Origin of the sequence: Arthrobacter sp. CAN_A212 (genome assembly GCF_015752345.1) — a bacterium.
Classification (GTDB): domain Bacteria; phylum Actinomycetota; class Actinomycetes; order Actinomycetales; family Micrococcaceae; genus Arthrobacter_D.
This window is the reverse complement of the sequence record NZ_JADOUT010000002.1, coordinates 94,862-113,322: the sequence shown is the minus strand read 5'-3', so window position 1 is coordinate 113,322 and position 18,461 is coordinate 94,862. Positions and strand designations below refer to the sequence as shown.

Below are 18,461 nucleotides of genomic sequence, written 5' to 3'. Positions count from 1 at the left end.
TTCGTCCAAGGGTAGGGGAATCCACGATCCGCGCCTAGCCCCAAAAAACCTTCTGTGGATAACTCTTTACTCCCTGGTAACACCAGTATCTGTAGTAACATCCGTCACAGTCGGCTATTCTCGAAGGGACGACGCCCTCTCTCGCCTTGGGCTCGCACTACCCGGAGAAATTCTGTGACTCACTCTCGTGCCTCCACTGTCCTTGCCGCCGTCCTCCTCACCACCGCGATGGCCGTCGGACCAATACCCGCCGTCGCCGCCCCGCAGCCCGCCCCCTCGGCACCTGCCGTCGTGGACCCGGCCGAATCCGTACCGGTCGAATCCGGGCTCGCCGACCCGCCAGCTACCAGCACGGTGCCCGCTGAGCCATTGGTCCCAGCCCCCACCACGGAACCGGGTGAACCCGCCGTCGTCGACCCGGCAACAGTCCCTGAGCCAGCTGAAACCGCTGAGACGGCCGAAGCAGTCGACCCCGCGGCAGCCGCGCCTGAGGAGCTCACCGCCGCCGAGCTCGCCGCTGATCCCGAAGCACTCGCCAAGTTGATCGGCCCCCACGGAGCCAGCCTGGGCCAGGGCGCCGAGCGGATCGCCGAGTCCGGGAATCCTCAGGTCCCCACCACCCAGGAGCTTCAGGACCAGACGGAGCTCAGCGCTGCTCCCTCGGCAGCAGCGGACCCGTCCGTCAATCTGTGGCGCCCTCAGGGCATCCTTGGCGTGGACGTCAGCAGCTACCAGGGCAACGTCAACTGGGCAGCAGCCTGGAACCAGGGCTCACGGTTCGCCTACACCAAGGCCACCGAAGCCCTGAGCTACAAAAACCCCAACTACAACCAGCAGTACACAGGGTCAGCAAACGTCGGAATGGTCCGCGGGGCCTACCACTTCGCCATCCCCAGCATCTCCACCGGGGCGGCGCAAGCCAACTACTTCATCAACAACGGTGGCGGGTGGACCGCCGACGGCAAGACACTCCCACCCCTGCTCGATGTCGAGTACAACCCTTACAAATCCCTGGGCAATGCCTGCTACAACATGAGCACCACCGCAATGGTCAACTGGATCCGGGACTTCTCCAACACCATGCTTAGCCGTACCGGTCGGGTCCCCATGATCTACACGACTACCGACTGGTGGAGCAGCTGCACCGGTAACTCCACCGCCTTCGCGGACCACCCGCTGCATATTGCCTCCTACAACAACGTGGGGGCAGGAACTCTGCCAGCTGGCTGGAACAATTACAGCCTCTGGCAATACACCCACGAGGGTCCTGTGGTGGGCGACTGGAACGTCTGGAATGGCACGTCCGCAGCACTAGCCAATTTCACCCGCAACTCGGCCCCAGTCGCGGCGCCACGCCCCACCGGCCCGTCCATCCGCTCAAAAGCTGACATGGTGACCATTGATTCCGCAGGGAAGCTCTGGAACTATCCGGCGACCGGGCGTGGCTCCTATGGCTCTCGGAAGCAAATCGGGCATGACTGGGCAACAGCCAAGTCCATTCATGTCGTCGATTGGAACAATGATGGTGTACTCGACATCCTCGCCCAATGGACCAATGGGCGTTTGAGTGTATACGCCGGTCGGGCTGCCGGGGGCTTCAGTCCCGCGCAGATCCTCGCCACAGCCGGCTGGGCCAATATGCGGGTAACCGTTGGTGAATGGGTCCGCGGCTCCAGACCGACGATTGTGGGCGTCGGGTCCGATGGCACCCTCCACACCTGGGGCCAAACAGGGGGAGGCGTTCTGGCCGCGTCACGCCAGATCGGTCATGGTTTCCAAAACCTGCCAATTGTGATGGTCGACTTTGACGGTGACGGCCGCCAGGACCTGGTGGCCCGTGACAGCAAGGCCCAACTGGTGCTTTACCGGGGCAACGGCTCCGGAGGATTCGTTGCGTCAACACGACCCGTGGTCGGATGGAAGTGGGGATCGATGGTGAACCTCAGCGCAACGACCGGATTCGCTGGAAATGGAACGCAGGGCATCGTGGCCAAGCGGAACGATGGAAAATTGCACTACTACCCCATACTCAGCGGAGGTAAATGGGGAAGCTCCAGCCAAATCGGCCACGGTTGGTCAAGCTACCTCCCCGCCGGCGTCCGAATGGACTAGAAAGCTCTCCGGTTCATGATCACAGTCGACCGGTGGCCTTCCGTGATCATGGACCGGGAGCAAACGAGCCAGCTGGTCAGTTAGCAAGCTTCTTTACAGCATCTATCCAGACATTCGCTACTTTCTCGGCGCTCAACAACTCGGCGGATTCGTCCGATGACCGCTTCTTCGCTGCGACTTCATCGGGTGTCAATGCGATCAGCAAGCGCGCAGCGGATTCCGCGTCGAATCCGCCCGCTACCCATCCGAGATTGTGCCTTGTCACAACCTGCTCCATCTCTGGCGATGGACCAATGAGAATGCCTAGCCGGGCTTGAACGAATTCGAATAGTTTGTTGGGAAGAGCGTGAAGCAGGTTGAAGGTACTTGGCGGGCAGAGAAAGATCCCGATGTCGTAGCCGTGGAGTAGCGGAACGATCTGGTTGAAGCTGACCGGGGGTAACACCCGGACAGCGCCAGCCGGAATTACCTCTGCTTTGGCTATCAGCTCGTCGATGTAGCTTTGATCCCCTGCAACTAGGAAGAGGTCGAGAGTCGCGGTTCCGGGCTTCAGTTCGTTAGCCCGAGCTACCGCATCCAGCATTACTTCGATCTTCCGCCCCCGTCCTGCGACACCGGTATGGACAACCCGAAACGGAGCCACCACAGGGGTGGGGGAAAGTGTCGGCTGGTACCAGGCAGCATTGGGGACGACGGATGGTTCGGTGATGCCGTACGTCCGCGCGTACTCTTCAGCGATGCCCTTGGCGACCGTCGAGACGGAATCAGCTTTCGTGACGTACTTTCGGCAGGCCCAGTCCATGAACGGCCCGACCAACAACCTCCACTGCAGCTTATCCTCGCCCTGGCGTGGAGCATACTCGTGCAGGTCCGCGTGGATCCCCTTCCGGGGGCGCAATGCAACGGCGGCGGGCATTGCCAGTGCATCGTTGGCGACGATCACATCGACGCTGCCAGCGGGAATGTGCTTCAGGACGTGCTTTACCCGGTCTGAATCGAAATAGAGCCGCTCGTAGAAACGTGCGGCCAGGAGAGCAGCTGCACTCTTGAAGTCCGGACGCCAGGGCTTGTATTCGACGGGGATCTCAATGTGTTCGACCACTCCGTCAGGAGCTTCGCCGTATCCACAGGAAAGCACATCGGCAAACGTGCTGAAGAACTGGATCTGGCGCAGCACCCTAGGGTCACGGTGAATCGGCGAGAAGGAAAGCACAAGTACCCGGGGACGAGCCCCGGGAAGGACACCATCGGTCATGGTTGACTCCAGAATCAATTGTGATGCGGTCGAGTAGTCGAAAACTTACGTCAGGCCAGCCAAAGCGGCTTGCTCAGCGAAGTCCGGCATTTGCGCGATAACTTCTGAGAACGTTCCCTGAGCAGCCAGCTTGCCTTCTGCGAAAAAGAAGATCACATCGCTGTCCCTGATCGTCGACAGCCGGTGAGCAACGGTGATGGTCGTAACGCTTCCGGCTAGATTCCGTACCGCCTGGGTCACCGCAGCCTCGGTTGCAGTATCGAGTGCGCTGGTGGCTTCATCCATGACCAATACAGCGGGGTCTGCATATAGTCCACGAGCAATACCTAGTCGCTGGCGCTGCCCGCCGGACAAGGCCATTCCGCGTTCGCCCACAGTACCCATGATTCCGTCGGGCCTTCTCTCGACAGTGTCGAGCATCTGCGCACGTTCGAGGGCTTTCCTGACCCTTTCTTCGTCCACCTGATCGGGGTCCCACGTCAATGCGACGTTCTGGGCGATCGACGCGTCAAATAAGGAAACTTCCTGTGGCACGTATCCCACACGGGACCGCCAAGAGTGAAGCACCTCGCGCATTGGCACTCCGCCGACCAGCACCTGCCCCGAACTGGGCAGCAGAAGTCCCAGCAGTAGATCGATCAAGGTGGACTTACCAGCACCGGACGACCCAACCACCGCGACGCGCGACCCTGAGGGTATTCGCATGTTCACCCCATGAAGCGCTGGTGCCTCTGCACCTGGATAGGTGAACGAAACTTCCTCCAGGACCACGTCTGGGACTCCTAGCGGAAGCTCCGACGGATCTGATTCCTCCTGGTCCTTGGCGCTTTCCTCGGACTCTTTAATGTCTGCGAGTACCTGCTCTGCGAAAGGCGAGCTTGAGTGCACCATAGACATGATTGCCTGGAATCGAGTCAGCGACGGAATGATCCTGAAGCCTGCGACTCCGAACAATGCAATAGCGGCCAACGCATTGGTTACCGGGTCAACCCCGGCTGGGCTGGTCAGCATACCCACAGCCCCGACCAGCATAAAGCCCCCGATCAAACCCGCTTCCAGAATGAAACGGGGGACCTGTCCCAGAAAAATCGCGAGGGCTCGAGCCTTCGAAGAGTGGATGCGGTTGTTGTGGACTGCCCGCTCAACATCCGGCGATGAACCCCGCAGGGTGATCTCCTTCAATGCACCGACCGCCTCCGTCAAAAGACGGACTGTTCTGAAGGAGAACTGTCGGTTTCGTCGACCGTTGGCCACGGCCCTCCCCGAGATTACCCGGGCTAGGACGAGCGCTATCAGGCCCAGATAAATGATGGCGGTGACAGCAGTGATCCAATTGCTCACCAGAAGCACACTGATCACAGCTATTACTGACACGATTTCACCGGCCAGGCCCATCGAGGGCATCAGTACACCCGACACGGTGACCGAGACCCCCGAATCCACTGAACGAACGAGCTCCGCGGAATTGCGTTTCAACCGATCCACCCAGGGGGCCCGCATGTAGGCCGCAAGCAGTCGATCGCCAATGGCCACCTCGTGGGAAGCAAAGCGCGAGGTGGCGTAACGCAGAAGAACTATGTTCAGGCCACTTTTGATGATCACCAGGGTGCAGAAAGTCGCCAGCACTGCAATGTAGTGGCTGACCTCCTCGATCTTACCGAGCGGTCCCAGATCTACTGGAGTACCCGTAATGATGCTGGACATGACAATGGCCAGCAAGCCCAGGGCCACCACATCGATGAGCGAGAGCAGAGAGGAAAGGATGGCGTAGCGCAGGAGGAACCGGCGTGCGCTGGGAGGGAGGACCGCCAGAAGCTGACGGTTAATACTGATAAGTGATTTCATGGCTCCCGCAAGATTAGCTTAGTTGGGTCCGCGGAGGATCGTCGGATGTGGCTCCTGGCAGGCTTGGATTGCCGGTCTCCGCCTCCCAGACACGCGGGGTTTCGTCGAGCGCAACCCGGCGGGCGAGCCGGGTCAGAGACTCTTCCATGTGGCGGTGCCGCTGGGCGGAGGAGGCCATGAAGACCATGAAGCAGACGATAAATCCGTACAGGACAAGGTCGGTGCCCCGGCCGATGCCGAACACGTTCGCCAGCCCGGTCAGCAGCTCCGGCAAAAAAATCGACAGCGCGGCGATCAGGGCAAAGGCCAACAGCAGTATCCGCCGGATCGCGAGGTGGCTCGCGTTGGCGCCGCCGCGCATCAGCACCAGTGAGCCGAGGATCACAGCAAGGACGAGGACGATCTGGACGATAAAGAGCATGGGGTTCACCTGAAGAAGAGATCGGCGAGAATGTTGACGCCGTTGAGCAAGGACTGGCCTTTGGCCTTCGAATAGTCGGTGTAAATGATCTCGACCGGGTGCTCCGCGAGCCGCGGCTTCAGTTCTGCCAACTGGTGGATCAGTTCGGACGCGTGGGCCATCCGATTCTGCTTCAGGTGGATACGCCGCGCGATCTCGGCATTGATGACGCGGAGCCCGTTGTGCGCGTCGGTCAGTTCCAGACCGGTCGACAGCCTGGATTGGAAAGCGACGGTCCTCAGCACTAACCGCTTCAGCGGCGAAATTTTCGTGCGCCCATCCAGGAACCGGGATCCAAGCACCACTTCCAGCTCGCCGGACTGCACCCGGGCAAGCATTTCCTGGGCATCCTGGACACGGTGCTGGTTGTCGGCGTCGAAGGTGATGACTGCATCCAGTGCGGGGTCCTGCAGCGCGTACTCCAGTCCGGTCTGCAGGGCGGCGCCCTGTCCCAGATTGAAAGGGTGGCGGACGACGACGGCGCCCGCCGCAGCAGCCGCCTCGGGTGACCCGTCGGTGCTGCCATCATCCACGCAGACAACGTGGGGAAAATGTGGGAGGAGTCCTTCGATGACGCCACCTACAACGGTGGCTTCGTTATACATTGGTATTACGACCCAGGAGCGACTCACAGGGGTAAGTATTCCATACGTTCCCCGGGCAGCCCCCCAGCATCAATGCCGGGGGCGCGCCGCCCTGCCGGGCTGCCGACCCGTGCCGAACCGTTAGGCTAGCGGTCATGACCCTCCGCATCCTCTGTATCTCCTTCTCGGACATCAACGCTGATTCCCGGGTATTGCGGCAGGTAAAAACCCTCGCCGCATGCGGAACCGTGACGACTGTCAGCTACGGATCAGCGCCTCCCGGGGCGACCACACACCTCGAGGTGGAGTCGGCTCTCCCTTCCCTGCCCCAGACCCCCACCGGTGTGCTCGGCCTGGCCCTGCGCCGCTTCACCACTGCGGGATCCAAGGCACCCGCGGTCCAGCGGGCCCGTGAACTGATCGGGGCAGCTGAGTATGACCTGGTGGTTGCCAACGAGGCACGCGCGCTCCCCCTCGCCCACGAGGTGGCTGGCTCCGCTCCAGTGCTCGGCGACATGCACGAGTGGGCACCCGAGGAAAGATCGCACGTCCTGGCCTGGAAGCTCCTGGTGAAGCCCTACATGACCTGGGTCTGCAAAACCTACCTCCCCCGGTCGGCTGGGATCATCACCGTCAACGAGTCGATTGCCCGCCTCTACACCGAACGGTTCGGCTGCCGCACGGAAGTGGTCCGCAATGCGGGCCCGCTGCGCCCGCTGGAGCCGTCCCCCATGATTGACGGCCGAATCCGGCTGGTCCACAGCGGTGCCGCCGTGCCGGGCCGCAACCTGGAAGCAATGATCGAGGCGGTCAAAGCCCTGGACGAGAGGTTCAGCCTTGACCTGTACCTCGTGAAGGCCCGCGATGGCGGGAAGTATTGGGAAACCCTCCGCGCGGCGGCCGGCGCGCAGGACCGGATCACCTTCCACGACTCCGTCGCCCCGGATGACCTACCAGCCACGCTCAACGGGTACGACGTCGGCGTCTTCAGTCTTCCCCCGAGGACCACCAATCACGCGCTCATGCTCCCGAACAAGTTCTTCGACTTTGTCCAGGCGCGGCTGGCCATCGTGTTCAGCCCCTCACCGGAGACGTCTAGACTGATTCAGGACCATCAGCTCGGCGCAGTGACGCAGGGCTTCACGGCCGAGGACCTCACCCGGACCCTGTCCGAGCTCACAGAGCAGGAGGTCTTCCAGTTCAAGCGGAACGCCCACACCGCGGCGCCGGAGTTGAGCTCGGCCACCGACGAATCTGTGATGCGAGCCATGGTGCAGCGGCTCACGTTCCCCCGGACCTAGCCGCCATGACCCAAGAAAAGGTGAAGTGCCGATGAGTTGGTGGCAGGTAGCGCCAGTCATCCTGATGGCTCTTGTCATTCTGATGGTGCCCGGATTCCTGGTGGCCAGGGCCTGCGGGACCCGCGGGCTCATGTCGGCTGCACTCGCCGCACCGATCTCGGTGACGTTGGCCTCGGTCGGCGCCATGATCGCGCCCTTCCTCTCCATTGCGTGGTCCCCCGCCGTGCTGGTCGGCATGACGGTGCTGACCGCAGGCGGTGGGCTCCTGGCCCGGGTCCTCTGGCTGAGATCCCGTGGCGAGGCCCTGGTGCTGCTTCATCGGCCGACCCGGGCGGGCCTGCTGAACGGCGTCCTGTGCGCTGTGGCCGTCGCCGTCCCCACGGTGATCATCGGGGTGCGGTTTGCCCAGATCTTCGCCAGTCCCGAGAACATCTCGCAGACCTACGACAACATCTTCCACCTGAACTCTCTGCAGTACATCCTGGACACCGGATCCGGATCGTCCCTGACCCTTGGCAACCTGACCAATGATGGCTCCGGGCTGAGCTTCTATCCGGCCGCGTGGCATGACCTCATCACCCTGGTGGCGCTCACCACTGGCGCTCCCATCGCAGTCGCCGTCAATGCGTCAAACATAGCGATCGGGGCGTTCGTTTGGCCGCTGTCCGCCCTGTTCATGGTGACCCGCATTACCGGCGAAAAGCCCCTCCCCATCCTGTTGACCGGCGCCCTGGCGGCGGCGTACCCGACCTTCCCGTACCTGATGGTGGACTTCGGCGTCCTGTACCCCTATCTGCTCTCCATCGCGCTGCTTCCCGTCGGTATCGGGCTGGCCGGGACCATGCTGGGAGTGGTCCATGATCCGTTGAACGGCAGGGTCCTGGCCGGGCTCGGCCTGCTGGCTGTGTTACCCGCCATTGCCCTTTCCCACCCGAGCACCATGATCGCCCTGTTCTTGTTCGTGGTGCCACTGGCCGCTCTCGTGCTGTGGCGCACCACCAGATTCATGGTTCGCCAGGGTGCGCCCTGGTACCGTCATCTCGTACCGCTGGTCCTGTTTGTCGGCTACCTCGGGTTCACCTACTATTTCTGGATTTCCTTCAGACCCTCACTACAGAACTCGCTCTGGGAGCCGTTCCTCAGTCCCACCCACGCGGTCGGCGAGGCCTTGGCTGTCGCCCCGATGCGCAGTCAGATCAGCTGGATTCTCTTGGTGCTGACCCTGGTGGGTCTGGCTGTCACCATCAACGCCCGGCGATACTGGTGGGTGCTCGGGATCTTCGCGGCCAGTGCGCTGCTGTATGTGAACGTGGCCAGCACCGAAATAGGCGAACTGCGCCACTTCTTCACCGGTCTCTGGTACAACGACAGCAATCGCCTCGCGGCGCTGCTCCCGGTCGCGGCCATACCGCTGGGCGTGCTCGGCGGGACCGCTATCCTCACCGCGTTCGTGCGCCGAACCGCCAATCGCCGATACCAGCAGGCCACCACCTGGGTAATCATCATCGCTGGCTGCACGATCGTCGGAGTTCTGGGACAGGGGAAGTCGGTCGACAACGCCGAGGCCAAGGCCCGTGCGGAGTACGTCCTGGACCGGTCTTCGCAGCTGCTGACCATTGACGAACTGGCCCTGCTCGATCGGTTAGATGAGTCGGTACCCGAGGACGCCGTCGTCGTCGGGAACCCTTGGACGGGTGCGTCGCTCGCATACGCCCTCGGCGGGAGGGAAGTCCTGCTCACTCACGCCTCCAGCCGCGTCGCCGACGACGACCTGCTCCTGATGGACCGCATCGATGAGGCCGCGACCACGCCCGAGGTGTGCCGCGCGGTGCAGGAACTGGATGCTTTCTACGTCCTGGACTTCGGGGACCAGGAATTGCACGGAGGGACCCAGCCCTATCGGGGGTTCGATAACCTGGCGACTGCTCCGGGGATCGAGCTGATCGATCGGGAAGGCCAGGCGCGGCTCTACGAAATTACTGCCTGCCGCTAGGGTTGCGGCACCGGCGGGAGCCCCGCGCCTAGCTAGGGGACGATAGGTGTGCTAGCTGCGCATCCTGGACACCACGTCGTTGACGGGAGCGTCCATAACGATCCGTCCATGCTCAAGGAGCACACCGCGTTCGCAGACCTTCGCTACCAGGTCCAGGTCGTGGCTGACAACAACGAGGGTCTTCCCCGCCGCGGCGAGTTCCATGATCTTGGCGATGCACTTCTTCTGGAACGGCTCATCGCCGACGGCGAGAATCTCATCAACCAGGAACACCTCCGGGTTGGTGTGCACAGCCACTGAGAAAGCTAGGCGCAGGTACATGCCCGAGGAGTAGAACTTCACTTCGGTGTCGATGAACTGCCCAATCTCCGAGAAGTCGACAATCGACTCGAAGAGGTCATCGATTTGCTGTTCGGTCATGCCGAGAATGGCGCCGTTGAGGTACACGTTGTCCCGGCCACTGAGATCCGGGTGGAACCCGGCCCCCACCTCGATCAGTCCGGCCACCCTCCCACGGGTGCGCACGGTGCCGCTGTCCGGCAGCATGACCCCGGAGATGTGCTTGAGCAGGGTGGACTTGCCGGAGCCGTTGAGCCCCAGCAGGGCGACCGACTCCCCCTGACGGACGTCGAGCGACACATTGTCGAGCGCGTGGAATTTCTGCGAGAGGTCTCCCTTCCGGCCCTTGACCAGCCAGACGAACGCCTCCTTAATGGACCGGGTGTGGCGCAGGACAAACTGCTTGGAAATACCACGTACTTCAATGGCGGTGGTCACGGGTCACAGCTCCTGGGCAAAGCGGCCCTCGAGCCGCCGGAAGGTCCACTGGCCCAGAATGGTCACCAGCAGTGCGGTCGCCAGCCCAATCGGAAGCCACATGTCGAGCAGATTGGGCGGGACCGCGATCGCGGGATCGGTGATCTCGGAGGTGGTGGGGAGCCAGAAGGCGAAGTGGAACAGCTCCACCGCGATGGTCAGCGGGTTGGCCTGATAGATCACAAGCAGCACCGAGGCAGTCCCCGCGGAGAACGCCGTCGCGAGTCCGTCCCGCACCATGGTCCAGGTGTAGAGAACCGGCGAAGCCCAGGTGGCAATCATCAACAGCATGTCCACGAAATTTTCGCTGTCCCTGAAATACACGTTGGCTGCGCCGAAGAACAGTCCCAGACCCGTTGCGAGCAACGCAACGATCGTGAACCCGGCCACGGCCGCGAAGATTTGAAACACCCCCGGTGCCCAGCCGGCGAACAGACACGCCACCAGCAGGACCAGCAACTGTGGGAAGAAGTGCACCGCGGAAACCCAGACGGACGCGACGGGGAACAGCTCACGCGGCAGGTAGATCTTCTTGATCAGCCCCCCGTTGCCCACCACTGAACGGGAGGCATTGCCCAGCGCCTCATTGAAGAAGTTAATCAGCACAATGCCGGAGAAGAGGTAAATGGCATAGTTCTCGGTGTTCCGGTTCATCCCCAGGAAGACCCCGAGGGCAAACCAGAACACGAAAAACTGCACTCCGGGCTTCACATAGGACCAGAGAATCCCCAGGACCGAGCCGCGATACCTGACCTGAAGTTCCTTGGCGACCAGCAGCTTCAGAAGGAAACGGGAGCGTAGGACGTCGCGGAGACCACCACCCAGTCCGGGTGTGATGAGTTCGCTGCTGCTCAACCGTTATCAGCTCTTCTCTGAGTGGGCCTCGAAGGTTTTCTTCCAGGCTTCGAAAGAACTGATCTCTGCCGCCGCAGCCTTGTACCGGGCACTAAGCTGTGGCCAAGTCCGGAGAATCTCCGCGTTCAGACGCCCAGCTTCGGTGAGCATTGAGCGCAGCTTCTGAGGATCGCGCTGATACCACGAGGCACCGCTGCCCTCCGCGTTGGAAACCACCGCGCTGTCGTACTGGGACATCCGCCACCACTTGTTGTCCTGGTGGGCGACGACCGCCTGAGGGCGTTCCCTGCTGGAATCCTGCACCGGCCTGCTCAGCTGCCGGACCAGGGTCTTCGCCGCCCACGGCACCAGGGTGGCGTAGGACGGCGCGCGGAATCCCTGCCCCTGACGGGGTGGCTTGTCCATCCGCGCGGCGGGGAACGCGTCGGGGTCGGTCTTGAACTGGGAGTCAGGGAACTCCTTGACCATGGCCCGGATATCGGGCAGCTTCGTGGGCAGCACCTCGTGAAGTGACTCGGGGCCCTTCAGGATGTCCTGCAGGGCCATGATCCGGCCGCGCGCGGTGAAGTACTGCATAGAGATCAAGTGCTTGATGTCCATGTAGCCGGATTCCCTGACGACTCGCCCGCCATGCTCGTAGGGACTGTGGATCAGCGCGGCGATCATCCGGTTCCGGGTGTGGAAATACGCCTGCCACCCCACCAGGTCATCCTTATCGATCCAGGAGACGTGCCAGACCGCCGAACCCGGCATTGAGACAGTCGGGTAGCCGGCGGCCTTCGCACGGAGGCCGTATTCGGCGTCGTCCCACTTGATGAACACGGGCAGCGACAAACCGATATCCCGGATGACGGCGGTCGGGATCAGACACATCCACCAACCGTTATAGTCGACATCGACCCGGCGGTGCAGCCAGGGGGTGTGGCGAAGGTTCGACCGGACGAAGTCATGACCGAGTGTCTGGCCCTCGACCGGCTGGTCGGGCTGGAAGCGCCACGGGTTCACCGTCTCGCCGAACGTGTGCAGCACGGTCCGGTTGTAGAGGTCAAACATGTGGCCACCGACGATCGTCGGGGTCTTGCAGTGATCGGCGAAGGTCAGCAGCCGGGCGATGCTCTCGGGCTCGATGACGATGTCGTCGTCCAGCAGCAACGCGTAGTCGCTCCCGTTCTCCACCGCCTCATACATGCCGCGGGCGAACCCGCCGGAGCCGCCCAGGTTCGCCTGGTTGATGATCCGCAACTTGCCCTGCAGTGCAGCTTCCACCTCGGCGAAACCGGGCTGGTCGGCCACCTTCTGCGTGCCCTGGTCCACCACCAGGATCTCCTTGAGCGGGGTCAGGGAATCGGGGTGGTTGGCCAAGATGGAAAGGTTGTTCAGGCAAAAATCAGGCTTGTTCAGGGTGGTGATTTCGAGCGTGATCGAACCGTGGGTACCGCCGGCGTGCGGAGCCTGCCACTCAGCCTCGTCCAGCACAAGAGTCCCGGATCCGGCCACCAGGTCAAACCAGTACCAGCCGCCGTCACCAAACGGTGCCAGCGTGAGATCAAAGGTGGTGACCGCAGTATCGGTGACACGCTTCGTTTCGACATGCTGCAGGGAGCCGCGGGCGTTCGATTTGTAGACGCTGACACCACCCGAACCGTTGGTTTTCACACTCAGCCGGACCGACTGGACGGTGGTCCACCGGCGCCAGTAGCTCGCAGGGAACGCGTTGAAGTAGGTGCCGAAGGAGACGCGCTCCCCCGCCCTGACCAGGGTGGAGCGGCGTGACTTGAAGTCCTCGGCGTGAATCTCCTTGCCGTCGCTGCTCCGCGCCTGTCCACCACCCTGCGTGGCTACGCTGCCGTCCATGGTGTTCAGCTGCACACTCAGGGCGCTGCCGGTATCCATGTAGAGAGGCGCCGTATCGAGGTCGCTCAGGTTGGGAAGGACAACGCGCTGGAGGGTCTGCCACGGTGTGGCTTCTGCGGGCGTGTCGGGGGTGGTGGTGACGGTATCGCTCATGCGTCGACTCCTCCGCTTTCGAACTTGGCGCCAGCAGTGAAGTGCGGCTTGAGTTTGTTGTCATACATGGACAGCGCTGACCCGATCGCCATGTGCATGTCAAGGTACTTGTAGGTACCCAGTCGGCCCCCGAAGAGCACCGACTCCTCCCCCTTGGCCAGGTCGCGGTAGGCGCTCAGCTTGGCGCGGTCCTCGCTGGTATTGACCGGGTAGTAGGGCTCGTCTTCCTTCTGGGCAAACCGGGAGAACTCACGCATGATGACCGTGGCGTCCTTCGTGTAGTCCCGTTCGGGATGGAAGTGGCGGAACTCGTGGATCCGGGTATAGGCAACGTCCTCGTCGGGGTAGTTCATTACTGAACAACCCTGGAAGTCCTGGACCGGGAGGACTTCCTCTTCCAGATCGATGGTGCGCCAGGAGAGGTCCCCTTCGGCGTAGTCAAAGTACCGGTCTACCGGACCGGTGTAGACGACCGGAACCTGGCCCAGGGTGGCTGTCCGTGAAAATTCGTGGGTGTCGTCGAAGAAGTCGGTGTTCAACTGGACAGTGATGTTGGGGTGGTCGGCCATCCGCTCGATCCATGCCGTGTAGCCGTCCACCGGCAGGCCCTCGTACTTGTCGTTGAAGTACCGGTTGTCGTAGGTGTACCGAACAGGAAGCCGGGAAATAATTTCAGCGGGCAGGTCCCGCGGGTCGGTCTGCCACTGCTTCCCGGTGTAGTGCTTGATGAAAGCCTCGTAGAGGGGCCGGCCAATGAGCTGGATGCCCTTGTCGTTGAGGTTCTGCGGATTCGTTCCGGCGAGCTCGCCAGCCTGTTCCTGGATAAGCGCCCGGGCGTCGGCGGGACCGTAGGAGGACCTGAAGAACTGGTTGATGGTCCCCAGGTTGATGGGCATCGGATACACCTCGCCCTTGTGGCTGGAGTACACCTTATGGACGTAGTTGGTGAACTCGGTGAACCGGCTCACGTAGTCCCAGACCCGCTCGTTGGAGGTGTGGAAGAGGTGCGCACCGTAGCGGTGCACCTCGATCCCGGTCTGCGCTTCCTTCTCGCTGTAGGCATTACCGCCGATATGGTGGCGCCGGTCAAGCACAGCCACCTTCAGGCCGAGCTCGGTGGCCGCCCGTTCAGCGATGGTCAGGCCGAAAAAGCCTGACCCTACGACAACGAGGTCAACGTTCACAAACACTCCTGAATTGTTGGGGGCTGCGCCAGCTACATGATGGGGCAGCGCTGGCTACCCAGCGCTGTGCCTGCTCAAGATTACCGGAGAATCGGGGTGCGGCTTGTATTTAGGATTGGCAGTTCCGGGGTTCCGGCACTCGATTGCTTCCCCGATCGCCTCTTTCGCGGCTACTCGCTCGCAGCAGCCTCGATAGCCTCCGCTGCCCTGGCCCCGACGCTCCTCAGCGAGTAGTTCTGCAGGACCCAACCGGAAATTCGCTGGCGTTCGGCAGCGTCCTGGGGCCAGGCGAGGGCTTCCCTCATCGCGGCCGCGACCACGGCCGGCTCCCAGTCAACACTGACACCAAGGTTTTCGTCAGCGATGATGTCCTTCAACGGACCAACGCCAGCGTAGATCACGGGTGTGCCACAGCTGAGGCTGACCAATGCCTTGGTGGCGAACGCGAAGTCGTATCCTCGGGACGGACGCACCGAGGCAAGGCCGGCAACGCTGCCACGCAGCGCTGCGGAGATCTGGTCACCATCCACGTTGCCCCGGAAATCGATCGGCGCGGACACTGCTTCGGCGCGGGAACGGAGATCGTCGAGCTCCACCCCCTGGCCATACATCACCAAGCGGACATCGGGGTACTCGGCGGCGATGCTGATGAAAGCGTCGACAAACACGCCGGCGCCCTGAATCTCCGACATGGTGCCGGCATAGACGAAGTAGCGGCCGCCGTCGGGACCTGCCGGCCCCTCATGGGTGAACTGATCAGTGTCGACGCCGGTTCCCACGTTGACGATCAGGTCGGACGGACCCACCAGGGACGCGACAGCGGTCGAGACACCTTCGGAGACTGTCAGGATTCTCCGCGCCCTCGCAAGGGTCCAGCGTTCGATTGCCCGAAGGACCAGCACCACTGCCGGAGACACGCCGATGCCCTCGGCCGCCACCGAACTGACGTCGGCGGCGAAGTAAACAAACGGGCGACGGCGTAGCGCCGACGCCACCCTGACCACCACACCGGTAGTGGGTGGAGGTTCCACCACGACCAGGTCGAAGGCCGGCGCCGTGAGGAGCCGCAAGAAGAGGGGAATGTCGAAACTGGCATACTGCACATAACCGCGGACCGCGCCGGACTTGTCCCGCAGGACTGGCCAACGCCGGACCGACGGGGAGGACCGTTTCGCACCCGGCGATGAGGTGGTCAGAACGGTGACGTGGTGCCCCCGGTCCTCAAGGGCCCTCACCATCGCTGCCAGCCGGAAGGCCGCCGCTCCAGTCTCCGGGGCATAGATGCGCGTTGCAACAAGAATTCGAAGCGGCATACCTAGTGCTTTAACGCCGTGAGCTTCAGCGTTGAGCCGACACGGGCCGACTCAATGATTGCCTCCGCGACCCTCAGGGTGTTCAACCCCTCCCGCATGGTGACGATGTTGTTGGACAAACCCAACACCGCATCCCGGAACGCCTCGTGTTCGGAGCGCAGGGGTTCACGCTTGGTCAGCGCCAGCCGGGTGATGTTTCCCTCCGAGACCCCACGGAAATTGGAGACAGCCTCCCACTCTGTGGTGATGGTGCCGTTCTCGAAGAAGGTCAGGTCGGCGGTCAGAGTGTCAGCGACGAAGGCCCCCTTCTCGCCGGTGACCACGGTAAGGCGTTCTTTCATGGGCGATAACCAGTTGACCAGGTGGGAGGTGATGACCCCATTCTCCAGTTGGCAGGAAGCGGTCACCATGTCTTCGTGCGGTCGGCCAGAGCGGGTACTCGTGAGCGCAGATACCGAGGCGAAAGGCGACTGCGCCAGCCAGGAGGTGAGGTCGATATCGTGGGTTCCGAGGTCCTTCACGACACCGACGTCGGCAATCCGGGACGGGAACGGGCCCTGGCGTCGGGTAGCGATCTGGAAGACTTCGCCGAGATCCCCGTTCTCGATTCTCGCGCGCAGGGACTGCAGCGCCGGATTGAACCGCTCGATGTGTCCGACAGCACCCACCAGGTTCGCGGCCTCGAACGCGTCGACGAGGCGCTGGCCGCCTTCGATGGTCGAGGCGATAGGCTTCTCAACCATTGTGTGGATACCCGCTGCTGCCAGCGCCAGTCCAACCTCTTCGTGCAGGCCGGTGGGGACGGCACAGACCGCCATGTCGATGCCCTGGGCGATGAGCTCTTCCACCGAGCCACAGAGCGGAAGCGTACCCGCCACCCCATGAGGGTCTCCGAAAGCGTCGGCTACCGCGACCAATTCCACGCCATCGAGTTCTCTGATGACCCGGGCGTGGTGGCGCCCCATCATCCCGAGGCCGATCAGGCCGACTCTAAGATCCGCCATGCTCAGGCTCCTGCCGTCGTGAGCGCTTTGACCGCAGCGACGATGCGCTCGAGGTCTTCCTGGTCCAGAGAAGGATGCACCGGCAGGGACAACACTTCCCTAGCCGCAATTTCGGTGTTGGGGAGGTCTTCTTCCCTGGTGAAGGACGGCAGGCGGTGGTTAGGGATCGGGTAGTACACGCCCGATCCAATCTGGTAGTCCTCCTTGAGGGCAGCCGCCAGACGGTCGCGTTCCGCAGCGCCGCCATCCACCCGCACGGTGTACTGGTGGTAGACGTGCTCGGCACCGGAAGCAACCACGGGCGTGCGGACACCGGTGAGGTTGGCGTCCAGGAACGCCGCGTTGGCCTGGCGTTGCGCGGTCCAGCCCATGACCTTGGTCAGCTGGACACGCCCGATCGCTGCGTGCAGGTTTGTCATCCGGGCGTTGAACCCGACCAGCTCGTTCTCGTACTGCTTCTCCATGCCCTGGTTGCGCAGCAGACGAAGGTTCCGTTCGATGGTCGCGTCGCCGGTGGACACCATTCCGCCCTCACCCGAGGTCATGTTCTTGGTGGGGTACAGGGAGAACATTGCGAAGTCGCCGAAGGTACCCACCTTGCGGCCATCCAGCCCCGCACCGTGGGCCTGGGCAGCATCCTCGAACAGGCCGATGGAGTGCTTGTCGGCGAGGGCACGGAACGCGGCGATGTTTGCCGGGTGTCCATACAGGTGCACGGGCATGATGCCCTTGGTGCGCTCGGTGATCAGTGACTCGACGTGGGCAATGTCGAGGCAGTAGTGGTCCAGTTCGATGTCGGCGAAGACCGGTGTCGCGCCAGTCAACGCGACGGAGTTCGCGGTCGCCGCGAAGGTGAAGGACGGCACGATGACCTCGTCCCCGGGCCCGACGCCAGCGGCCAGCAGACCGAGGTGCAGGCCGGAGGTGCCCGAGTTCACCGCTACCGCGGCGCGTCCGTCCAGGAGAACCTGCGAGAACTCGCTCTCGAAGGACGCCACCTCGGCGCCCTGGGCGAGCATCCCCGAGAGGAGGACGGCGTCGACCGCTGCCCGCTCGTCGTCCCCAACAATCGGCTTCGCTGCCGGAATAAAGCCTTTACTCATGCCTCTACCTCTACTGGTCTCAGTGTTGAATTCGATTCCACATATCGCTCCCCGGTGGCGGGGCAAACCCATTCGCCGGCTTCCTCGCGGAGGGGGTGGCCGGCCTTGCCGACCCAGCCGATCCTCCTCGCGGGCACTCCGACCATCAGTGCGTAGGCGGGGACATCCTTGGTGACCACGGCGCCCGCGGCAACGGTTGCCCACTCCCCGATGCTGACCGGTGCCACGCAGACCGCGCGGGCGCCGATGGAGGCACCGTCGCCGATGGTGACGCCGACGGGCGTCCAGTCGTGGGCGCTCTTGAGTTCGCCGTCGGGCGACACCGAACGGGGGTAGGTGTCATTGGTGAGCACCACGGCGGGACCGATGAAGACCCCGCGCCCCAGCGTCGCCGGCTCGTAGACCAGCGCGTAGTTCTGGATCTTGGAATTCGCACCGATCTTCACACCCGTGCCGATATAGGCTCCTCTACCGACAATGCAGTTGGCGCCGAGGACCGCTTGCTCCCGCACCTGCGCCAGGTGCCAGACCTTGGTCCCCTCACCCAGGGTGGCCTGCCCGGACACGTCTGCGCCGTCCGCGATGAAGCTCATCGAGTTCCTCTTCCGTAGTGAATTGGCATCCGTAAT

The 18,461-nt window shown here is 62.7% G+C and carries 15 protein-coding genes; 3 read left to right on the top strand and 12 right to left on the bottom strand.

Translation table 11 applies throughout. The features are described from left to right. The first annotated feature begins 174 nt into the window (after positions 1-174). Positions 175-2,112 (top strand): GH25 family lysozyme, encoded by a 1,938-nt coding sequence (locus tag IWX64_RS03115; RefSeq protein WP_334683134.1) that lies wholly within the window; start codon positions 175-177, stop codon positions 2,110-2,112. Positions 2,113-2,188: 76 nt separating this feature from the next. Here the strand turns inward: IWX64_RS03115 and IWX64_RS03110 are convergent, their stop codons facing one another. The 4 genes from IWX64_RS03110 to IWX64_RS03095 form a co-directional block, all read right to left on the bottom strand. Further along, positions 2,189-3,289 carry a glycosyltransferase family 1 protein gene (locus IWX64_RS03110; RefSeq protein WP_196865708.1) on the bottom strand — a complete coding sequence of 367 codons (1,101 nt, stop codon included), beginning with the start codon at positions 3,287-3,289 and terminating at the stop codon, positions 2,189-2,191. 123 nt (positions 3,290-3,412) lie between these two features. Beyond that, a complete protein-coding gene (locus IWX64_RS03105; protein WP_196865707.1) occupies positions 3,413-5,212 on the bottom strand; it encodes an ABC transporter ATP-binding protein in 1,800 nt (599 codons plus the stop codon). Between the two features lie 13 nt (positions 5,213-5,225). Then, the gene (locus IWX64_RS03100; RefSeq protein WP_196865706.1) at positions 5,226-5,633 is read right to left on the bottom strand and encodes a DUF2304 domain-containing protein; all 408 of its coding nucleotides are present in this window, start codon (positions 5,631-5,633) and stop codon (positions 5,226-5,228) included. A gap of 5 nt (positions 5,634-5,638) precedes the next feature. Beyond that, complete coding sequence (locus tag IWX64_RS03095) at positions 5,639-6,277, bottom strand: glycosyltransferase family 2 protein (protein ID WP_196865705.1); 639 nt, start codon at positions 6,275-6,277, stop codon at positions 5,639-5,641. A 134-nt stretch (positions 6,278-6,411) separates the two neighbouring features. On the opposite strand from IWX64_RS03095, the gene IWX64_RS03090 reads away from it, so the two are divergent. Together IWX64_RS03090 and IWX64_RS03085 are read left to right on the top strand one after the other, a co-directional pair. Further along, a complete protein-coding gene (locus tag IWX64_RS03090; protein ID WP_196865704.1) occupies positions 6,412-7,557 on the top strand; it encodes a glycosyltransferase in 1,146 nt (381 codons plus the stop codon). Between the two features lie 31 nt (positions 7,558-7,588). Further along, on the top strand, positions 7,589-9,550 hold the full coding sequence (locus IWX64_RS03085; protein ID WP_196865703.1) for a DUF6541 family protein: 1,962 nt from the start codon (positions 7,589-7,591) through the stop codon (positions 9,548-9,550). 51 nt (positions 9,551-9,601) lie between these two features. Here IWX64_RS03085 and IWX64_RS03080 read toward each other — a convergent pair whose 3' ends face one another. The 8 genes from IWX64_RS03080 to IWX64_RS03045 all read right to left on the bottom strand — a co-directional run bounded on the left by IWX64_RS03080 (position 9,602) and on the right by IWX64_RS03045 (position 18,425). Next, on the bottom strand, positions 9,602-10,327 hold the full coding sequence (locus IWX64_RS03080) for an ABC transporter ATP-binding protein (RefSeq protein ID WP_196865702.1): 726 nt from the start codon (positions 10,325-10,327) through the stop codon (positions 9,602-9,604). A gap of 3 nt (positions 10,328-10,330) precedes the next feature. After that, the gene (locus IWX64_RS03075; protein WP_196865701.1) at positions 10,331-11,221 is read right to left on the bottom strand and encodes an ABC transporter permease; all 891 of its coding nucleotides are present in this window, start codon (positions 11,219-11,221) and stop codon (positions 10,331-10,333) included. Between the two features lie 6 nt (positions 11,222-11,227). Continuing rightward, positions 11,228-13,228 (bottom strand): glycosyltransferase, encoded by a 2,001-nt coding sequence (locus tag IWX64_RS03070; protein WP_196865700.1) that lies wholly within the window; start codon positions 13,226-13,228, stop codon positions 11,228-11,230. Beyond that, positions 13,225-14,412, bottom strand: coding sequence for a UDP-galactopyranose mutase (gene glf / locus IWX64_RS03065; protein ID WP_196865699.1), 1,188 nt, complete (start codon positions 14,410-14,412; stop codon positions 13,225-13,227). The genes IWX64_RS03070 and glf overlap by 4 nt, the downstream gene beginning before the upstream one ends. A 170-nt stretch (positions 14,413-14,582) precedes the next feature. Further along, a complete protein-coding gene (locus tag IWX64_RS03060; RefSeq protein WP_196865698.1) occupies positions 14,583-15,725 on the bottom strand; it encodes a glycosyltransferase in 1,143 nt (380 codons plus the stop codon). 2 nt (positions 15,726-15,727) lie between these two features. Beyond that, a complete protein-coding gene (locus IWX64_RS03055) occupies positions 15,728-16,729 on the bottom strand; it encodes a Gfo/Idh/MocA family oxidoreductase (protein WP_196865697.1) in 1,002 nt (333 codons plus the stop codon). 2 nt (positions 16,730-16,731) lie between these two features. Then, positions 16,732-17,832 (bottom strand): DegT/DnrJ/EryC1/StrS family aminotransferase, encoded by a 1,101-nt coding sequence (locus IWX64_RS03050; protein ID WP_196865696.1) that lies wholly within the window; start codon positions 17,830-17,832, stop codon positions 16,732-16,734. After that, the gene (locus tag IWX64_RS03045; protein ID WP_196865695.1) at positions 17,829-18,425 is read right to left on the bottom strand and encodes an acyltransferase; all 597 of its coding nucleotides are present in this window, start codon (positions 18,423-18,425) and stop codon (positions 17,829-17,831) included. Before IWX64_RS03045 ends, IWX64_RS03050 begins: the two co-directional genes overlap by 4 nt. Between the last annotated feature and the right edge of the window lie 36 nt (positions 18,426-18,461).

What these genes read in the sequence shown, in the direction of transcription:
- IWX64_RS03100 (WP_196865706.1), bottom strand. Translation starts at nt 5,633, where the DNA reads ATGCTCTTTATCGTCCAGATCGTCCTCGTCCTTGCTGTGATCCTCGGC.
- IWX64_RS03055 (WP_196865697.1), bottom strand. Translation starts at nt 16,729, where the DNA reads ATGGCGGATCTTAGAGTCGGCCTGATCGGCCTCGGGATGATGGGGCGC.
- IWX64_RS03090 (WP_196865704.1), top strand. Translation starts at nt 6,412, where the DNA reads ATGACCCTCCGCATCCTCTGTATCTCCTTCTCGGACATCAACGCTGAT.
- IWX64_RS03070 (WP_196865700.1), bottom strand. Translation starts at nt 13,228, where the DNA reads ATGAGCGATACCGTCACCACCACCCCCGACACGCCCGCAGAAGCCACA.
- IWX64_RS03105 (WP_196865707.1), bottom strand. Translation starts at nt 5,212, where the DNA reads ATGAAATCACTTATCAGTATTAACCGTCAGCTTCTGGCGGTCCTCCCT.
- IWX64_RS03085 (WP_196865703.1), top strand. Translation starts at nt 7,589, where the DNA reads ATGAGTTGGTGGCAGGTAGCGCCAGTCATCCTGATGGCTCTTGTCATT.
- IWX64_RS03045 (WP_196865695.1), bottom strand. Translation starts at nt 18,425, where the DNA reads ATGAGCTTCATCGCGGACGGCGCAGACGTGTCCGGGCAGGCCACCCTG.
- IWX64_RS03060 (WP_196865698.1), bottom strand. Translation starts at nt 15,725, where the DNA reads ATGCCGCTTCGAATTCTTGTTGCAACGCGCATCTATGCCCCGGAGACT.
- IWX64_RS03050 (WP_196865696.1), bottom strand. Translation starts at nt 17,832, where the DNA reads ATGAGTAAAGGCTTTATTCCGGCAGCGAAGCCGATTGTTGGGGACGAC.
- IWX64_RS03095 (WP_196865705.1), bottom strand. Translation starts at nt 6,277, where the DNA reads ATGTATAACGAAGCCACCGTTGTAGGTGGCGTCATCGAAGGACTCCTC.